Below are 18,421 nucleotides of genomic sequence, written 5' to 3' on the forward strand. Positions count from 1 at the left end.
TGCTTCACGGTTTAGGGGTCGACGGCGGCGCTGGCCGCTGGCGTTCAGCTCACCTTCGCATGGTTCTCAATGGAGCGGAGGATGCTGATCAGCTGCCCGATCTTGTCGTCACCGAACAGCGCATCCGGGCCGGACGGGGCCAGCTCGTTATATGGGGAGTTGAACAAGGCTTTAGGGCTGACCTTTCCATTTTCTATCAGGTGATTGGTCAGAACCTTGAGGAAGTTGAGTTGCTGGGCCGTGAGCGTAGTACCAGCCACAAACTCTGACAACGCTTCCTCCACGGCTTCGCGGTCCAAGCCAATCAGGGAACGGACAAAGAGACCGAGCCCATCATTGGCGGCACGATTCAAATCTTCCAGCGAACCCAGCCCACTTTCGAGGAGAATGCGTTCAAGCTCGGCCAGGTCCAAGGCCGTGAGTTGCTTGTTACGCCGGAGCCGTTGGATGGTTGCGTGTTCCTCATATTGCGCCAAGTACGAACGCATTTTCTCTTTGTAACGAGGGAGGTCCACGAAGCCATTTGTTGCCCCCGCGAGTTCGACTTCTTCAAGTACGCCGAGCTCGTCCTGGAAGTTTGTGTAGACCACCTTGCGTTTCCGCTTCTCGATGAGATGGACCAATCCCCGGAGCCGGCGTCGGATTTCTTCCAGCCATTCCAACGAAACGGATTCCCATTCGTCGTCGTGGAGGATGGTATCCAGCAACGGCAATTGAGCGGCGATGGCCGGGATGCTCTGTTGGTCCTGCAGTGCGGAGGCAATTGTTTGGATCTTTATCCGGAATGGCCCGATCGACGATCCCTGCAGCGACGCCAACTCTGTTTGGAGCATGAGGTAGTCGAAGCGCTTGGCCTCTTCCGTGTCAGTGGGCGCACCGATGGAAGCGAGCCTGGCGATCTCGGTTTGCAAAGCTTGGTAGTCCTCAGCAGCCAGGGATGTCCACGCCGCTTCCTCGGTGAACCGGTCCACCCATTTGCGGGCCGGCTTGACGAGGAAATTGTCGAGCGGAAGCCGGTCAACTGTGTGCTTCAAAGTCTGCCGAAGGTCGGCAATGACAGGCGCGTGAGGATCCCATTGGAGGTCGGTGAAAGTTTGCAGGAGCTGCACGCGCGCCGCAAAAGTGGTCTCTGCGAGTGACTTGCCCAAAGACCCTTCGTTGCTGGGCATACCTGCATTGAAAAACTCGGCATTTCGGCAGAGGTCGAAGATGAAGAAGTCCTTTTTGTCTTCGCCCGGCCCGTACAGTTCCGGGCGAAGTCGGGTACCGCGCCCCACCATCTGCCAGAACTTGGTCTTGGATCTGACCATTTTGAAAAAGACCAGATTAACGACGTCCGGCACGTCCACGCCGGTGTCCAGCATGTCCACTGAGATGGCGATTTGGGGGTCGCTCTCGGTGGTCGAGAATTGGTCGATGAGATTCTGGGCGTAGTTCACTTGGTAGGTGATGACGCGAGCGAACTGGCCTTTGTAGGCCGGGTAGTTCTTGTCGAAGCGTTCTGCAATGTACTCGGCATGCCGGTTGTTCTTCGCGAAGATGATGGTTTTACCCAGTCGGTCCCCGCCGGCAACCTTGTGACCACGCGTCATGAGGACTTCCAACGCCTTATCCACTGTGTCTGCGTTGAAGAGCCAGGTGTTGATCGCGGTGGCGTCCACGGAATCCGGGATTTCGCCGTCTTCATCCCACTCGAGCTCGTCCCACTCTTCTTTGGCAGCTTCAGAAAGGTCCTCGTAGGAGATGCCTTGGTCGGGAAACTTCAACGGGACCGGCACAACTCGCGGCGGCACGAGATATCCGGCCTCGATGGCCTCACTGAGCTCATAGGCGAACGTGGGAACGTTGTCCTCGATGCCGAAAAGGCTGTAGGTGTTACGGTCTACCTCTGATTGTGGCGTGGCCGTCAGCCCGATGAGGAGTGAATCAAAGTACTGGAAGATGGCCCTGTACTTCTGGTAGACCGACCTGTGGGCTTCGTCGACGATGATGAGGTCATAGTGGCCTATGCCAAAGGTCCGCTGGCCCAGCTTTCCCTCAGTCCTGTTGATGAGGTTCATCATGGTCGGATAAGTAGCCACGTGGATGCGGCTGTCTGCCTCTTCGCCCGAGCCCAGGATGACCGGGCTCGAGCCCGGCAGGTGGGCCTTGAACGCATTGGCCGCTTGCTTGACCAAGGCAACGCGGTCCGCCAGGAACAGAACGCGCTTGGCCCAGTTGGCTTCCTGCAGGAGTTTTGCGAGTGCGACGACGGTGCGCGTCTTGCCCGTGCCGGTCGCCATGACTACAAGCGCCTTGCGTTCGAAGTCCTTCTCATAGGCTTCCGTGACGGCCCGAATGGCGTTGTGCTGGTAGGGGCGTTCGACGATTGAGTTGTCGATTGCCTGTTCAGCCAACGGCTTTCGGCTCTGCCTGCGGTTGACGAGCAGTTGCAGTTGATCGCGCGTGTGGAAACCCTGCAGCGCGCGCTCCGGGTACATGGTGTCGTCCCAAATCCACGTCTCGTAACCGGAGGTGTAGTAGATGATGGGGCGCCGCCCGTAGCGACGTTCCAGGCAGTCGGCGTACAGTTTGGCTTGTTGCTTCCCTACATGGGGATCCTTGGTGGTCCGCTTCGCTTCGACCACCGCGAGAGGCAGTCCGTCGGCACCCCACAACACGTAGTCCACGTAGCCGACGCCGCTGAGCGTGCCGCCTGCCGTGGGCATTGTGTCGACCTTGAACTCGCGGTCTTCTGTGTTGCTGAGCGGCCAGCCTGCCTCGTTCAGCTCAAGATCGATGAGGTGCCTGCGGGTCAGGGCCTCGTCATAGTCGTGGTGGTCGGGGACCGTCTGATTCTGCTTTTTGGCCTCAGCGACTTCGGCTTGCAGAATTTCCAGCTGGGCCTTGAGGTCCGCGGAGTCGGCAACTGCCTGGGCAAGGGCTTCGTCTTTGGTTTTGAGCTGGCTCTCGAGTGCCTGGAGTTCTTCAGGCGACTGCTGCTGGACCGGCGTTTTGGGCTTCGGGGCCAGAATGGCGGGATCAAATACCAACGACGGCGGCAACTGGCTACCGGTTTTGGCATAGTTTCTCGCGAGCCAATAGCAAACGTGGTGCAGCTCGCGAAGCACGAGTTCGGCACCTTGAATGGTTGGGCTGACCGAGTTGTGGACCGCGTTGTTGCCGGCCTTGCGAATGATGGTGAGCTTGTTGGCAATAGGACCGCCCACAAGATTCTTGAATGTGGGCTCGTTCAGGAGGGCGTTGAGGTCATCTTTGTAGGGGGTCACCAACCCTGGCTCCACTTGGTACAGCCACTCAACAATGCGTTCGATGGTGTAGCGGGCGTAGAACACGGAAGCGCGGGGATCGACCCGGGCGAATTGTTCGGCCCGGCGTGCTTGCTGGGCCAACTCCGGCCACTCGCCCAGCATGAACCCAAAGTTGCTGGTAACTGCCCCCATGCAGCCGTCTCCAATCCGTTGTTCCGATGTCCTGGAAGTAGTCAATCATGAGACTGTGACCGTTTAGGCTTCATTTCAAATTGGTGGCCTCGACCAGTGGCAGCAATTGTATTTTCGCAATGGTGTCATCGGCGATTTGCGGAAGGGATCCAAGCTGGGATTTCAGCTCTTCCCTGGCAGCTTCGAATGCTTCTACGATGCCCCCACAATAGTGTTCAACTATTTCCCGGGCAGCTTCTGTTTCAACGCTGAACTGCGTGCTCGTTGATACCAGCATCTGCTTGCTGATTTTCTGAAGCCTGTACTCGCCTTTCACGCTCATGGCCAAGTCGATGTTCGACTCCCCATCCCAATATGGGGCGTAGGTGGCGAGGTCATAGAGCGGGGACAGTCGGGCCCTGCTGCCGTTAAGGAGCGCGGAGTAGTTCTTGGCATGCGCGTCGGTGCAACCTGCCACTGTGTTGAAAACGAGGGCGCGGTACAGCCCTTCTCCTGCTGCCCGGCGGTCCGCTTCTAAAGGAAGTGACCGGACAAGGGTGGCCATATCGCTTGCCCCCGGCCCGCCATCACGGTGCTGATATTTCTTGGCTGGAGGAACACTCAACGCCTGGCAGAAGTCTTCTTGGTGGATGCGGCGCCATGTTCCGTCCACTTCCTGGCGGTCATAGCGGCGTGTCACAAATACGTCCCAGTCACCTATGCGGGCGAGCCCGGACTTGGCTACCTCGAGCCCCAGGAAAGCTGCTGCCCTCATGGTCAGCTGTTCCACCACATCCAGGCGACTGAAGTTGCCTGCTGCCGGTTTCAAGATGTGCGTCGTAGGAGTCGCGTCTTGGGGTACCGCCCAGCTGCCGTTCGGAAGTTGATGCAGGGCAATTTTTGGCTGTGCCCCGGCTAGGCTGAAACGTCCTGCAGAGTCATCGTAGGGCGTGCCGTCCTTGTATTCAGTCACAACATGATCCAGCATCTCTGCCACGTCTGCATCCGAAACCGGCCGCACAGTTTTTCTTGAGAGGGTGCCATCAGAAGAGCCGGTACCGGGCGTCATGAATTGCAGCGCACCAGCTACATCGGCACCAATATGTTCGAGGATTGCGAAGGGGTTGGATGGGGAGATCCGGAACCGTCTGGCAATGGTCTGCAGGGCGCCTTCACTGTCCGGCAGGAGTCCTTGCAGAAACGGGAGCACGCTGCGCTTTTTATGGAGGGTGGCTGCCAGCGGCATGGACAACGAAAGCGGCGTCGCGTTCGGGGCGGCTTGGTACTCCGGCTCATAGCGGAATGTCAGATTTCCCGACGGCGACTGTTCAACGCGGCCGCAAAGCGTCCCGTCCATGAAGACGTCAAGAGCGCGGGAACTCACCACCGTACCGCGCCCGTTTCGCTGTCGCGTATGGCAATTTCGAAGCCGAGGGCTTGAAAGACGTCCATGAACTTCGACGTTTCCACCGATGCTTTGCCGGATTCGAGATCGATGACAAAGGTGCGGGACACGCCGGCTCGCCGGGCCAACTCGGCCTGGGACCACGCTCGCTCTTCACGCAGCTCACGTACAAGGGGTCCAGCCTCGCGGACTGTGCGCAATGGAAGCTCCTGTCGCCGTACGGCAACTTCGGTAAATGTTGCCGTACGGCGACTTTAGCATTTGTTGCCGTACGGCGACAGGTCTGTTTTGTGGACTGGGCTCCGGCTTAAAGTTCGCCCTTGAACGCGCGGCTCTGCAGCGAAGTAAAGAGCGCATCCAATTCCACCAAGTGCTTGCGGTGGCTTTCCTTCAAACGCTCGACGGCGGCGACTCGGGTTGCGAAGACCTGCTGCAGTTCGATGGGTACGTCGAAGACCCATGTTTTCCCCAAGGTCTCCGTTGTCACTTTCTTTGTTCCATGCGCTGCTGTCTCGACGAGGCCGACCACATACTTTTGCTGCGCTTGAAGGCAGGCCAGCAAAAATTCTGGCACAACGTCCCTAGTCGGGATGATTGCTTTGAGGTCTTGGTTGATCGTTCCTTCGCACTCAAGCAATGCCACCGGAAAAGAATGTGCCAAGATCATTCCTCGGACAACAAAAACAACAGTTCCGGCCTGTAGAAGGCGCAGAGAAGTGTGGGCGGGAACGTTGGGTGAGATGTGGTCAATGGAGTCGCGGAGTCGAGCTCTCTTGAGGTCTTTCGGGCTAAACCAGGGCGTGGAACCATTCCAGTTCTCCGCGACTTCCTTCGAAGGAGTTCCCCCGCTGTAAAGGCGGCCGGCTTCGGTGAGTGAAACCCTTTCCAGGCCGTAGGGATTCCGAACTGGGTCGCCAAACATTGAGTGGAAGATCGACTGGGTGAGCGCGTCGAGGTGGGCGATGGCTTGGCGGCGCTTGGCGCGGAGATCGTCGGCCTTGTCCAAAATCGCCGCAATCCGCCTTTGTTCGGCATACGAGGGCGGTGTTGGGACTTCGAGGTTCAGGAAGTCCTTCACTGAAGACCTTCGCCGCCTTGGCACAGAACCAAACGCAATCGTGTCATAGGCGCTCACTAAGGCCTCACTCAAAACGAGCCGCTCTACGTATCCTGGCCAAAATTCAGGTCTCACTCTGAATGTGGGATAGAGGGGCGAGATGACGCCGTTATCGAAGTTACGGTTCCGGGCGATGGCTCCTGCCCAGAGGAGATAGGGATTGAAGGCGAAATCGTCGCGTCGTATGTACTTGTAATCGCTGACATCTTCGGTTGCCAAACGCTTGTTAAAGCGATCTGCCTGTCTTACGAAGCCGTTTCGCTCAGTCAGAGTGAGCACCTCGGGGGCGGAATCCAATGGCGGCTTGGCTTTGAATTCCTCCAGGATGGTGCTGATTTTTGTTCTCACTTCAGCAACTCCCGCAGCTCGTTCATGCCCTCCGTGATCTCGGCTTCGAACTCATAGAGCGCTGCCAGGATTTCCTCGGGGGCAGCATGCGCGACCTCCTCGTACTCGATCTCCTTGTACCTGTTGAGGGACAGGTCGTAGTCGTTCGCCTCGATCTCGGAAAGTGGAACACAGAAGGACTGTTCCGTGCGCGCCCGCTCAAGTTCCGCCGTCGTGCGCTGATTCCAACGCGAGAGGACGTCCTCAAGGTCGGAAGAGCCGAGCGGCGTGCGCTTGTCATCGAGGCTGAAGCCGTCCGACTTGACGTCGTAGAACCAGACGTTGTCCGTGCCGCCGGAGTTGGTCTTCGTGAAGAAGAGGATGGCGGTGGATACACCGGCGTAGGGCTTGAAGACGCCCGACGGGAGTTTGACGACGGCGTCGAGCTTGTGCCCCTCGACCAGTGTCTTGCGGAGGGACTTGTGGGCGCCGGTAGAGCCGAAGAGAACACCGTCGGGCACGATGACGGCAGCCCGCCCGCCTGGCTTGAGCAGCTTGAGGAAAAGTGCCAGGAACAGGAGTTCGGTTTTCTTCGTCTTGACGACGTTAAGGAGCTCCTTCGACACGTTCTCGTAGTCCAAGCTGCCAGCAAACGGCGGATTGGCGAGGATGACGTTGTACTTTTCTTCCTCTGCGGAATGTAGGTCGGCGAGTGAATCGCGGTAGGAGACATCCGGGTTCTCGACACCGTGGAGGAGCATGTTCATTGAACCGATGCGGAGCATGGTGGAGTCGAAGTCGAAGCCATGGAACTGCTCGTGATGGAAGAACTTGCTCATCTCATCATTGGTGAGGAGATTGCTGTTGTTCTTGCGGAGATATTCGCCGGCCTGAACAAGAAAGCCGCAGGTACCGGCGGCCGGATCGCAGATGGCTTCCAGCGGCTGGGGTGCTGTCATCGCTACCATGAGATCGATGATGTGCCGAGGGGTTCGGAACTGACCGTTGGTGCCCGCCGAAGCCAGCTTCGAGAGCATGTACTCGTAGAGATCGCCCTTAGTGTCGCGACCCTCCATGTTGATGGAGTCGATGACATCTACAACCTGCTTCAAGACGCCCGCGTTCGGAATCTTGAACTGCGCATCCTTCATGTGATGGCTGTAGGTGGAGTCCTCGCCGTTGGACTGCTTGGTCAGCTCAGTGCGAAGGAACGGGAAGATGCTCTGCTGGAAGAGCGTGAACATCTCAGTCTGACCAAAGTCCTTGAACTTCGACCAGCGGAGGTCGGAGTAGGGCCGGCCCTGAGGGTCAAGACCTTCCGGGAACACGGCGTTCTCAATCGGCTCGCCCAAGATATTGGCCTGCTTCTCCGCCCGGGTGTGGTTCTCGTCCAGGCGCTTGAGAAACAGAAGGTAAGTGATCTGCTCGATGACTTCCAACGGGTTCGAGATGCCGCCGCTCCAGAACGTATTCCAGACTTTGTCTACTTGGGCCTTGATTTCACCTGTGATCACTCATGCGAGTTTAGTGGCAGGGGCGAGCGCACATGGATTCTGATGCGAAGCAAACCCGGCACCGCAGATCTGCGGTGCCGGGCCTGCTTCCAAGGCTCAGCAGGGACGCCAGGTCTTTCCGCCGGGCGCGTAGCAGCGGGGACCCGTGTAGCCCGGCGCTGGGTTCGCCGGGGCTGCGGGTGCCGGTGGAAGGTACTGCTGTGCTGGCGGAACATACTGCTGGACAGGCGGCGCAGCCGGGGTGTTGCGGATCCGCCCAGCCTCGGCGGCCGCCGCGGCTGCCCGGGCCTGTTCTGCTGCGGCCGCCTCATCAGCAGCCTTCTTTTCAGCGGCAGCGGCTTCCTCGGCTGCCTTCTTCTCAGCCGCCGCACGCGCAGCGGCGGCCACCCGTTCCTCCTCAGCCTTCTTCTTCTCGGGGCTGCGGCGAGCGACTTTTCTTGGTCCTTAGCCTTGGCCAAGGCGCTTTCCCCGCGCGTGATCCTCGCTGTGAGGGCCGTCAATTTCCCCGCTGCTTCGGCAGGCTCGTACGCGGCCCAGACGATGGAGTGCTCCGTGTCCCGGGATGCCGACAGAAGATCCCGGGCGGCCTTCGCTGCAACCAAAGCAGCGGCCAAACCCGTGGCGTTGGCACCGGCACCCGCAGAGGTCGTGGCCGGTGCTGCATTCTCTGCCATGGTCAGTGCCTCCGATGCGGCCGCCAGCTGTGCCGGTAGCGTGCACTCAACTGTTTCGGAGAAGAGTCCGGCCTTCGCGGCCCGAGCTTCCTGGTAGGCGGCCTCGACAGGTGGAAGGAACTTGCGGTTTGGCTCGACCACCATGGGAACTCCGAGACCTCGTCGAGCGATTTCTGCGTTCACCAGTTGGTTGCTGGCGTTGAAGACTCCAGCCAGCGTTCTTTTGTACTTGTCGTGGCGTTCGACGTCGAACTCCAACCGGACCTTGCTGCCCACCGGTAGTACTTCCTCCAAGTGGTCCGTCGCTTCAGGGCCGAGGCACTCGGTGGGCTTATTCGGGTCCTTGGTTTCCGGCGTGTTGATGTTCAGCAGTCGGATCGTCTGGTCGTTGTTGTTGATCGACACAACCACGGTGTCGCCGTCGATGACCCTTACGACTGTTCCAGAGTCAGCGTTTGCAGCTGTGGCGACCGCCCAAGTGGTCGCGGCCAGCACTACTGACGTGGCTGCAGCAATTGCTAGCTTCCGCACGTGAGTGAACATCCCTGGGCGGAGAAGGTGAATGGACAAAGGCTGTGGGGCAGCTTGATGTGGGCGCGCAAATAGTCCCCCTATTATGCGAATGGAGTGATGACGTGGCTGTTGGGCAGCCGAGAACACTTTAAGCTACAAGTCAGATTTTGTGCGCGTCCCCCGTAGCTCGGCGATATTGTGACTTTACGTTGACACAATGGACCATGCTCTTCACCAAAAAGTCGCTCACCGAGGACGGGTTCACCGGATTTCGGCCTCTCGACGAACTCGATCCCATGAGGATTCCCCAAGGACCCGGCATCTTCATCATTCTCCGACCGGCGGATTTCGAGCCCACATTCCTTAACAAGAGCACTGCCGGCACCTTCAAGAAGAAGGATCCCTCCCTCAAGCGTGAAGTGTTGGAACCTGAATGGATCCCCGACGCTTCCGTGCTTTACATCGGTAAAGCAAGCGCCGGCAGCCAAGGCAATCGTGGTCTACGCAAGCAGCTCCAGGAGTTCCTTGATTACGGCCGTGGACGGCCTACCGTCGTCTGGGACGCCCGGCTCATCTGGCAGCTCCGCGATGCCCTGGACCTGATGGTTGCGTGGAAGGAACTTCCTGCTTCCGAAGTGAACGCCGCCGAGGCCGCCTATCACGCTGATTTTGTTGCCGCCTTCGGGAGGCTTCCGTTTGCGAACCTTGTGCAGGCCCGCTCCAGTAAGTGAAACGCGGCTAACGCCAAAGGCGGCACGACGGCGGAAGGGGAGTTCCGCCGTCGGCCTCCCGCTTGCTGCGCGTTCGGCGCATAATGGCAACCATGACGGCGCTTGTCTCCCCTGGAAGCAAACCTCCTGGAGCCCGCATCACTGTTGAGGTGCCCGTCCTTCGCATAGGGGCAGGGTCTTCGGATTACGAGGGACTGAACCGGTTTGTCGATTCCCTTCGCAAGCCGCAGGGCTTGCACCTGACGCTGCTGCATGTTGGGATCCTGGACGAGCTGGGCAGGGACATCGTCGCGTGGACGAAGGGTCTTTCGCCCCCGGAGAGGGTGCTTCCCGAGGTAGCCAGTTGGTTGACGGAACTGCCGGTGCTGCAGGGCTTTTTAGGGAAGTCGGACAGGTTGGTCCCCTTGGGCGGTGGTCGTCTCATGGGGCTCGAAGTGGATGCGCCCCAGGAGGTTCACGACTATCAAGCCCTTTTGGTGCAGGGGCTTCACGTACTCTTTGATGACCTCGGCCTCGACAATATTGACGACTTCATCCTGAGCTCGCCCGCCCTTGGTTACAGATCGCCCCGATGGCTGCCCCACATCGCAGTCGGAAAAGCCCGGACCAGGCACGAGCCATCCGTGGAGATCGCCCCCGTGGCTATAGAGTTCGGCGACTCGCGGATCCGGAACCGTGAAGCGCTTCCGCTGCCGTAACCTGCCGTTGCACGGATTGACGTAAGGGAAGTTCTACAGCCGGTAAAATAGGGTGTGTCTCCCGTTTTCTACCTGAGGACTTTCATGCAGCCCCGTACTTTGTTCCGTACCGTTGCTTTTGCCGAGGCCGTGACATGGACGCTGCTGTTGATCGGGCTGTTCCTCAAGTACGTAACGCGCACCACCGACGTTGGGGTGAGCATCGCCGGAGGCATCCACGGCTTCGTGTTCCTTTGCTACGCAGCAACAGCCGCGTTTACTTGGATCAACCAGAAGTGGGCAACCCGTACCGGCCTGCTTGCCATCGCTTCAGCAGTGATTCCTTATGCCACTATCCCCACGGAGAAGTCGCTCGACCGTCGCGGCCTCCTCGCCGGTGGCTGGCGTTTGGCTGCCGGGGGTGAGAAGCCTCAAGGGGGCTTCGAAAAAGCCCAGGCCTGGGTCCTGCGGAACCCGATCCTTGCCGTAGTTGTCACCCTTGTGGTTGTGGGCGCTGTCTTTAGCTTCCTGCTGATCATGGGCCCTCCAGGTACCTGGTTCTCCTAGCCCATTCGGCTCCTAGGCTCATGGCGTGGCCGCTGATTCCTTCCTGGGATGCGAGCTGCCTTAGGCATGGGGATCGTAGAAGCAGGTGGGGCCGCTTACCGGAACCCAGTCATGCCATCCGGGGCTGGCTATCGTTCGTAGTGCCCGCTTCCAGATGACCGGCCGCCCCTCCGCTGCACTCTCAGCCGTGGCTGGACACTCCAGCGTCAGGCATCTTGTGTCTTCAGAGTCCGGGCCGTCATCGCGGCAGTGAAAGTCCGGCATGAGTTGATACAACCCGTCGGCCGAAATGATGGAGGCCTGCGTCAGCTCATTAGGGTGCGACGTCGAATTGGCGGACGTCCCATCGCTGGATGTCGAAACGGGTGGGGTGCTGCTCCCCTCGCAAGCGCTCAAGAACAGCACGCCAGTGACGACCAGAATCGCCGATTTCAGTCGAGTAGAGCTGGAAAAACGGGCAGGGGAGACTCTGTTCATGTAAGGCTCTTTCCATGGTTCTTGGTGGGTTTCGAACAGCCTAGATTGCTCGGAAGAAGCCGTCGAAGTGACGATTTGGAGCCTGTGGAAAACGTGCGGATAGGCTCCGTTCCCGGGTTATTCAAGGCTTCTAAGTCACCGTGAACTGACCCGTTTTTGGGCACGGCGACTTAGAAGCCTGGTCAATTGTGAAGAGTGCCTGATCTTCCTCAGCGGGCAGTGCCGGGGCAGCCCCAGGAGTTGGGGTTTTCCTCGCAGGTGTCGGCGACGAGGGCTTTTTCTGTTTTCCAGACTTGGATGGTTTTGGTTGGTGTGGTGATGTCGAGTGTTCCGTTGATGGGTAGGGGTGGTCCGTTGTTGACGGAGTAGGTGCCGGCGAAGTTGGTGGTGACGGTTGCTTGGTAGTTTCCGGTTTCTGCGTAGCTGTGGCTGGTGCGGGTCTCGTTGGTGAGCCATTCGGCTTCGGGGATGGGGTAGCCGGCGGCTGGGGTTGGTCCGAGGGTGGTGCCGTCGCCGAAGGTGTAGGTGTAGTTGGTGGGTGTGGCGGTCAGGTGGACTGCTTGGCCGAGGATGGTGACGTCGAAGGCCTGTTGGCCGGGGGTGGCGTAGAAGTTGGTGGGTCCGCCTTTGAGGGTGTGGGGGAAGGGCTGGGCTTCGAGGTTTCCCGGGTTGACGGGGAGTTGGCGGAAGTCGTTCAGGATCCTTGCAGCGATGTTGGGCAGGACATTCTCGGGTTCGGGGTCGTAGAGGCAGGTCGGGCCAGTGATGGCGCGGTATTGCGTCCAGTCCGGATTAGTAATGGCCTTCGGAGCCTTCTTCCAGACCACTGGAGTTCCTTCAGGACCGCCCGGTGTAGTGGGAGGGCACTGAAGTCCCTGGCACCCCAAGCCTCCACCCCCGGCGCGGCACATGGTGTCGGGCTTGTATTGATAGGGGTCTTCAGCCGTGGGTTTTCCAAGGCTCGCGGTGGGCACCCCGGTATTGCTGTCAAGGATGTAGTGCGCGGTCAAAACTAAGCCCGTCTCACCCCTGTTGGCCCGAACCCCTGGTTCCTCAGCCGCTGCAGTCAGAGGCGAGCCGAGAATTGCGAGTACCGAGGCGCAAGCGAGGACCGTTGCCATAGCCCGTCGATAGGTGCGCATTATCAACCCAGAATCAATCCGTTGTCGATCACATGCCAATTTCCGCTCTTGAAAGTCACTTTCACAGCCTCCGCAGTGTTGGAAGCTTCCGATGCCTGCTGGCTGACTCTCGCGTTGGCGTCGAAGTACAGGATCTCCTCCTGAATGACCTGAATCTTCGCGACCTGGGAATCGGCTCCGTTCTGCCAAAGAACTTCAATCGAAGGGATGGATATTCTCCCTCCCACCAGCCAGCGGCCATCCGCATAGTTCACCTCGATGGCCTTCTTATAGGCGACACCCGATTCGGTGGTCAGATCCGTCGACTGACTCCACGGCTCGAGGTCACCTGTTTCTGTCGCATAGGAGTATGTTGCGTACCAGTACCCAATGAACGCTTCCAGCCCCTCCTTCGAGTTCTCCTTTGCCAGCTCGGGCATCACCGGAACGGGCACGTTCTGCGCCTTACCTGCTGCGTCCGCAGGCTTGTACACAGCGGGCGCCGGCGGAGTAGTCGAGGCCGCCGGAACCGAAACGCTCGAGGTGGGCGACGCCGTCGTCGAGCTGGTTTCTGAAGGTGAGCCGCCAGGCGCCGAGCCACCTTGGCAACCGCTCAGGAGCATCACAGCGGTGAGACCGAAGACCGCCGTTCGGACGCGAACGAAAGGAAAAGAAGCAAACGAAAGGCGTGACATGACAGGCTCCCCAGCAGCTGATTGGCGGTGTGCCGGTCAGTCTAGGCTGGGGACGGAGAAGGATTCATGTTGGAAAAGATGGCCTGTGGATAAGCGTCAGTTACGCTCCGCCACTCCAGCAGTACCCACCTACCCCCGCAGCTTCTCCATGTCCCGGCGGTCCTTCTTGGTGGGCCGGCCGGCACCGCGGTCACGCTGCGGGAGCCCGAGCTTTGGAGCAACCGGGCGCGGGGGTGTGTGATCGGTGAAGCAGTGTGACGCGGCCTCGGCTCCAACACGCTTCGCGATGAGTCGCCGCACTTCGAGGATGCGTTCCCAGCCTGATTCGCGGACCCGGATGGTGTCGCCGATGATCACGCTCTGGGACGCTTTGACCGGATTTCCGTTCACGCGGATGTGCCCGGCACGGCAGGCGGCGGTGGCGGCCGAGCGCGTCTTGTAGGCGCGGATCGCCCAGAGCCAGGCGTCGACGCGGACGTTTGCCGGGGAAGATGTCGGGATACTCATGATTGGGAAGAGTCTAACCGTGCCTCGCCAGACCCGCGAGAACGCCGGAAAGCAGCGAGACCACCGGGAAGCCATCGAATCCGCCGGAGAGTTCCGGCGATCCCGCAGCATTCCAGCGATCTCGGCGCGGCCGGCAAAGCCACCTACCGCACCGTCGCCTCGACCACCTGTGCCATGTTGTTCCCGATGCCTTGGTAGTTCCACACTTGCTCGGTGGGTTGCAGCGCGCCCGAGGTATCCATCGCCCTGCACCGCAGAACGTGTTCGCCGGGGCTTGCGACCCACACCATGGACCACGAGCGCCAGGCAAAGTCGCCCGGAGCCGGTTCGAGGTGAGCCGGCATCCATTCGCCGTCGATGCCCACCTCAACGCGTTCCACTTCACCATGCCCGGACCACGCGCGTCCGTGCAGCATCACCGGACCGGCATCAACCACGCGTCGCCGGGTGTAGAAGTCCGGGATTCCCGGAGGAATCATGAGGGAACGTACGCGAATATGGCTCACGGGTATGCCTGGCCCATCCGGACCTTGAAGATAGTGGTACGCCACCGCCTGCTGGAATCCCATGAATCGCGACTTCACGGCCTCGATCGACGTCAACCACTTCACACTTGCCATGCCATACCAGCCCGGCACCAGTAGCCTGAGCGGGAAACCGTGCTGGATGGGCAGCGGGTTGCCGTTCATGGCGTAGACCAGCATGACTTCCGGATGCATCGCTTCGGCCACCGAAAGGCTGCGCGCATAAGGCTCTTCGACGCCGCCCTGGATGCCGTTGTCGGCACCGGTAAAGACAAGTTCGACGGCGTCACTCGCCAAACCTGCTTCCTCCAGCAAGGGCGCCAACGGGGTTCCTGTCCACTCCGCAGTGCCCACAGCACCGAGAACCCAGGGTTGGCTGACGGGGCGGGGTTGCAGGAGCGACCTGCCGTTGCCTGCGCATTCAAGGGTGACGGGCATGGTGACGGCGGGCCGGGCCTTGATGTCCTCAAGACTCAACTCAAGGCTCCGACTAACTGCGCCGCCCAAGCGTAGTCGCCAAGTCTCGGCGGAAAGGTGCGGGATGTCGAAGTGGATCAGCAAGTAGTGAAGGCCGGCCGGCGTGATGTCGTCGTGCAGGGCCTCGAGTGGCATGGAGTGGTTCCGCCCGGAGAGCTGCAGTTCTTCGTGAGTCAGCGGACCTTGGGTCGGCTGCCCGGGGTTGGCGGCTTTCGTTGCTCTTTGTTTGACATGGTGCTTGGACATGGGACGGCGGCGTTCTACTGGAAGCTAAACGCTGCGGAGTGCCGCAGCACTTAGGTCAAGGATCACGCCGAGGCCGAACCGCGTCAATAGTTCATTGTGAGGCCTGCTCTGCGCGCCAACACAAGAACATAAGGCGCAAACCGGGCCTCACAACGGAAGGGGGCTACCGGCGTCGTAGTTCCGGATACTCAAGGTGCGGCGCAACCGTGCCTGCGTCGCGCTCCAGGAAGTTCACCGCTGGTGCCGCGATGTCGTCGATTTCATCTAGGATGGCTTCGCTGAGCACCACGTCTGCGGCCTTCAAATAGTCGGTGAGGTGGTCCTCGGTTCGCGGTCCGATGACCACGCTGGTGACTGCCGGGTGGTTCAGGGCGAAGCCGACGGCAAGTTGGATAAGGGTCAATCCGTGGCGGGCCGCAACTTGCGCCAGGGCATCTGCTGCGTGCAGTTTTCCTTGGTTATAAGGTGCGTTGACGTCGAATCGACCCGGGACCGCTGCCGATCGTGAACTTTCCGGCTGACCGCCACCCACGCGATAACCGCCGGCCAGCCACCCGCCGTCGAGCGGTCCGTAACTCAAAACCCCGACGCCGTACTGCTGGGTGATGGGGAAAACGTCGCGTTCGTTGGCGCGCACCAGAAGCGAATAAGGAACCTGGTCCACCACCGGCGGGGTCAGATGGTTGGTGTTCGCAATCCACTGGGCCTCCACCAGCTGGGCGGGGCTGAATACGGAGGTGCCGTAGTAGAGGATCTTGCCCTGACGGATGAGGTCGTTGAGCGCAGTGATGGTTTCCAACAGATCAGTGTTGTAGTCCGGGCGGTGCGCTTGGTAGAGGTCGATCCTATCCGTATTCAGTCGCCGCAAGCTGTCCTCCACAGCCCGGACAATCCACCGGCGCGAGTTGCCCGCGTGCGCAGGGTTGGAGCCCATCTGCCCGTGGAACTTGGTGGCAAGGAAGACGTCGTCGCGTCGGCTATGAATGGCTTGACCAACCACGGTCTCGGCCTCGCCCTGCGAGTAGATGTCGGCAGTGTCGACGCTGGTGATACCGGCGTCAAGGGCGGCCTTGATGATGCGGATGCTCTCGGCTGGACCTGTGGGTGCGGCGCCGGTGCCGAAGTTCAGGGTGCCCAGGGTGAGGGGGCTGATCAGGGCGCCAGTGCGTCCAAGCGTTCGTAGCTCGTTGAGGCTCATGTCGGCTTCCTGTGGTGGGACAGTGCTGGATGTTCAATCGAGGCTACACACGGCCGCCGGAGGCATAAACGCAAATGGTAGAAGTTCTTCGCTTTTCGTCTTCGGAGGTAATGAAAGCGGCCTTACTTCGCGACATTTCTTGACACGCGGCAACACAAATGTCTTTCGAATCAACAAATATTGCCGTTCGCCGATGCAGGTGAATTATGGGAAAGGAACTCAAGCCACGCACAAAGGGGACAGCGGAATGACACAGACCACAGTGGAAGAAACAGCGGCCATCAAGGCTGCATTTGCGCAGTTTCCGTCCGGAGTCGCGGCATTCAGCGCGATGGTGGACTTCACGCCTGAGGCTTTGGTGGCGTCGTCCTTCACTGTTGGCGTTTCCCTGGAACCGCCGTTGGTGATGTTCGCTGTGCAGAACTCCTCCACCACGTGGCCGAAGCTCCGCCAGGCTCAGCGCCTGGGAGTTTCGGTGCTCGCCGAGGGTCAAGAGGCGGCGGCCCTCCAGTTGGCCTCGAAGACGCGCGACCGCTTCGCCGGGCTGGACACCAGCGTGAGCGACTCAGGCGCGGTGCTGATCGACGGCGCGGTGTTGGGTTTCGAATGCGAAGTGGTTTCCGAGACGCCTGCTGGTGATCACGCAATCGTCGTTCTTGAAGTCAAGGCGACCACCATCAACCTTGAGTCCAAGCCCTTGATCTACCACGGCGCGATGTTCCGGCAGTTGGCAGCGTAGCCGGCAGTTTGCAGTTTGGCGTCGCCTACGAGTTGCGACTGACGCCGCTGAGCGAACCTTTTCGGATCGGGCTCGAAGACTTTCCACTCTTGGAAGTGTTCGGGCCCGGTTTCTTGGCCCCGTTGCCCGACATGGGGCTCTTGGAGTCGCCGGTTTGGGTGGGCCCGCTGTTCGGCCCTGTCGGCGGAAAGTCAGGGCGCTTGGGGCCAGGAGTTTTGCCATTGGACGACGGGGTTGGCTCGTCAAGATCGCGGACCGTCACCTTAATGGGTGGCGGCTGTTGGGCTTTGGCGCGGGCAGCCGCACGTTCGTCTGCCTCTGCCACTGCGTCCGCCCAGTCCTTGGCCAGCACAGGGGGTTCTTTGGCGGCTGCGACCACAATGGGATGGTGGGCTGTCTGATGCTCCACGACCGATTTAACCTCAGCCGGTTTCGGCAGGTTGCGGGGGTCCACCTTTGCCTTCCACGCACCTTCCTTGAGCGCGGAAGATGCACCCGAGAACCGCCGTCGGACATCTCCCATGAGGTTGCGCTTGGGCGCGGCAGGTGCGAGTGCAGCGGCAGGTGCGGCAGCGGCGGGTGCAGCGGCAGGTGCGGCAATGGCGGGTGCAGCGGCAGGTGCGAAAGCAGGCCCCGGCTCCGTTGCCGGCACCAAGCCCTCGGTAGCCGCGGGATCAGGCACGCGCCCCGGGTGCTGGGGGAGGTGAACGATGGGAGTGTTGGCCTTCTTGGGGAAGATCCCCACCATGGCCAAAAGGATGATCGACAGCAGCCGCCCAACTCCGGCGACAACCAGAGTGATGATGATGATCAACCCGAGCCCCAGGAACATCAGGACTGCGAGTCCCAATGTGCCCAAATACGTCAGATTGATGGCGAGAGTTGTCGGATCCTCCACGTTAGCCTCCCCTGGCCGTCGTTTTGTGATGCGCCCATTGCCCACCCAGCTTGCATGTATAGCCTAAGGTCCAGCACCGACGGAATCACGCCCCGCCCCACACTCTGGCAGGGTTGTTTCAAAGCTGTTATATGGCATGGGAAAATGTGTTGCCCAGCTCTCATTTTTAGCCTCAGATTGGGACTCCGTGACCCCTGATTCAGCCCGTCTCCGCAATGGCGCTTGCCCATGCCTCTCCGGTGAGCAGTACGACGATTGCTGTGGACGATTCCACCGGGGCGAGGCGGATGCGCCCACGGCCGAGCAACTCATGCGCTCCCGGTATTCGGCTTTCGTCGTCCTGGATCCCGTCTACCTCCTGCGCACCTGGCACGCCTCTACCCGCCCCACGTCCATGGACCTCGATTCAGACATGGAGTGGCGAAGATTGGACATTGTTTCCGCATCGAACGGCGGTCCCTTGGACTCGACGGGCACAGTGGAGTTTGCTGCCCATTACAGGCTCGACGGCGAACGCGGCGTCCAGCGCGAACTCAGCCGTTTCGTGCGGGAAGACAAGCGCTGGTTCTACGTGGACGGGGACGTCCGCTAG

Annotated in this window: 17 protein-coding genes; 5 read left to right on the forward strand and 12 right to left on the reverse strand. The window is 60.1% G+C overall.

Annotation, left to right across the window (positions count from 1 at the left end):
• Nucleotides 1-44: 44 nt before the first annotated feature.
• From ACLRGI_RS11680 to ACLRGI_RS11705, 6 genes are all read right to left on the reverse strand, one after another.
• Complete coding sequence (locus ACLRGI_RS11680) at nt 45-3,443, reverse strand: DEAD/DEAH box helicase family protein (RefSeq protein WP_419201815.1); 3,399 nt, start codon at nt 3,441-3,443, stop codon at nt 45-47.
• Nucleotides 3,444-3,513: 70 nt separating this feature from the next.
• On the reverse strand, nt 3,514-4,806 hold the full coding sequence (locus ACLRGI_RS11685) for a HipA domain-containing protein (protein WP_419201816.1): 1,293 nt from the start codon (nt 4,804-4,806) through the stop codon (nt 3,514-3,516).
• Nucleotides 4,803-5,027 (reverse strand): helix-turn-helix domain-containing protein, encoded by a 225-nt coding sequence (locus tag ACLRGI_RS11690; RefSeq protein ID WP_419201817.1) that lies wholly within the window; start codon nt 5,025-5,027, stop codon nt 4,803-4,805. The genes ACLRGI_RS11685 and ACLRGI_RS11690 overlap by 4 nt, the downstream gene beginning before the upstream one ends.
• 107 nt (nt 5,028-5,134) lie before the next feature.
• Nucleotides 5,135-6,292 (reverse strand): restriction endonuclease subunit S, encoded by a 1,158-nt coding sequence (locus ACLRGI_RS11695; RefSeq protein ID WP_419201818.1) that lies wholly within the window; start codon nt 6,290-6,292, stop codon nt 5,135-5,137.
• Nucleotides 6,289-7,785 (reverse strand): type I restriction-modification system subunit M, encoded by a 1,497-nt coding sequence (locus ACLRGI_RS11700; protein ID WP_419201819.1) that lies wholly within the window; start codon nt 7,783-7,785, stop codon nt 6,289-6,291. Before ACLRGI_RS11700 ends, ACLRGI_RS11695 begins: the two co-directional genes overlap by 4 nt.
• On the reverse strand, nt 7,782-8,990 hold the full coding sequence (locus tag ACLRGI_RS11705; RefSeq protein WP_419201820.1) for a thermonuclease family protein: 1,209 nt from the start codon (nt 8,988-8,990) through the stop codon (nt 7,782-7,784). Before ACLRGI_RS11705 ends, ACLRGI_RS11700 begins: the two co-directional genes overlap by 4 nt.
• 206 nt (nt 8,991-9,196) lie before the next feature.
• On the opposite strand from ACLRGI_RS11705, the gene ACLRGI_RS11710 reads away from it, so the two are divergent.
• From ACLRGI_RS11710 to ACLRGI_RS11720, 3 genes are all read left to right on the forward strand, one after another.
• Nucleotides 9,197-9,703, forward strand: coding sequence for a hypothetical protein (locus ACLRGI_RS11710; protein ID WP_419201821.1), 507 nt, complete (start codon nt 9,197-9,199; stop codon nt 9,701-9,703).
• A gap of 92 nt (nt 9,704-9,795) precedes the next feature.
• A complete protein-coding gene (locus tag ACLRGI_RS11715; RefSeq protein WP_419201822.1) occupies nt 9,796-10,401 on the forward strand; it encodes a hypothetical protein in 606 nt (201 codons plus the stop codon).
• 84 nt (nt 10,402-10,485) lie between these two features.
• On the forward strand, nt 10,486-10,947 hold the full coding sequence (locus tag ACLRGI_RS11720) for a DUF3817 domain-containing protein (protein WP_419201823.1): 462 nt from the start codon (nt 10,486-10,488) through the stop codon (nt 10,945-10,947).
• 686 nt (nt 10,948-11,633) lie between these two features.
• Here the strand turns inward: ACLRGI_RS11720 and ACLRGI_RS11725 are convergent.
• The 5 genes from ACLRGI_RS11725 to ACLRGI_RS11745 all read right to left on the reverse strand — a co-directional run bounded on the left by ACLRGI_RS11725 (nt 11,634) and on the right by ACLRGI_RS11745 (nt 16,192).
• Nucleotides 11,634-12,545 carry a hypothetical protein gene (locus ACLRGI_RS11725; RefSeq protein ID WP_419201824.1) on the reverse strand — a complete coding sequence of 304 codons (912 nt, stop codon included), beginning with the start codon at nt 12,543-12,545 and terminating at the stop codon, nt 11,634-11,636.
• 23 nt (nt 12,546-12,568) lie between these two features.
• Nucleotides 12,569-13,240: a DUF6318 family protein gene (locus ACLRGI_RS11730; protein WP_419201825.1), complete on the reverse strand. Its 672-nt coding sequence runs from the start codon at nt 13,238-13,240 to the stop codon at nt 12,569-12,571.
• Nucleotides 13,241-13,369: 129 nt separating this feature from the next.
• Nucleotides 13,370-13,747: an RNA-binding S4 domain-containing protein gene (locus tag ACLRGI_RS11735; RefSeq protein ID WP_419201826.1), complete on the reverse strand. Its 378-nt coding sequence runs from the start codon at nt 13,745-13,747 to the stop codon at nt 13,370-13,372.
• A gap of 143 nt (nt 13,748-13,890) precedes the next feature.
• Nucleotides 13,891-14,994 carry a sulfite oxidase gene (locus ACLRGI_RS11740; RefSeq protein WP_419201827.1) on the reverse strand — a complete coding sequence of 368 codons (1,104 nt, stop codon included), beginning with the start codon at nt 14,992-14,994 and terminating at the stop codon, nt 13,891-13,893.
• 163 nt (nt 14,995-15,157) lie between these two features.
• Nucleotides 15,158-16,192, reverse strand: a complete 1,035-nt coding sequence (locus ACLRGI_RS11745; RefSeq protein WP_419201828.1) for an aldo/keto reductase — start codon at nt 16,190-16,192, stop codon at nt 15,158-15,160.
• Between the two features lie 247 nt (nt 16,193-16,439).
• On the opposite strand from ACLRGI_RS11745, the gene ACLRGI_RS11750 reads away from it, so the two are divergent.
• On the forward strand, nt 16,440-16,931 hold the full coding sequence (locus ACLRGI_RS11750) for a flavin reductase family protein (protein ID WP_419201829.1): 492 nt from the start codon (nt 16,440-16,442) through the stop codon (nt 16,929-16,931).
• 25 nt (nt 16,932-16,956) lie between these two features.
• Here ACLRGI_RS11750 and ACLRGI_RS11755 read toward each other — a convergent pair whose 3' ends face one another.
• A complete protein-coding gene (locus tag ACLRGI_RS11755; RefSeq protein WP_419201830.1) occupies nt 16,957-17,829 on the reverse strand; it encodes a hypothetical protein in 873 nt (290 codons plus the stop codon).
• Between the two features lie 136 nt (nt 17,830-17,965).
• Here ACLRGI_RS11755 and ACLRGI_RS11760 point away from each other — a divergent pair, with 136 nt between their 5' ends.
• Nucleotides 17,966-18,421, forward strand: a complete 456-nt coding sequence (locus ACLRGI_RS11760) for a YchJ family metal-binding protein (protein WP_419201831.1) — start codon at nt 17,966-17,968, stop codon at nt 18,419-18,421.

Source organism: Paenarthrobacter sp. PPS72 (assembly GCF_048537125.1).
GTDB classification, from domain to species: domain Bacteria; phylum Actinomycetota; class Actinomycetes; order Actinomycetales; family Micrococcaceae; genus Arthrobacter; species Arthrobacter nitroguajacolicus_E.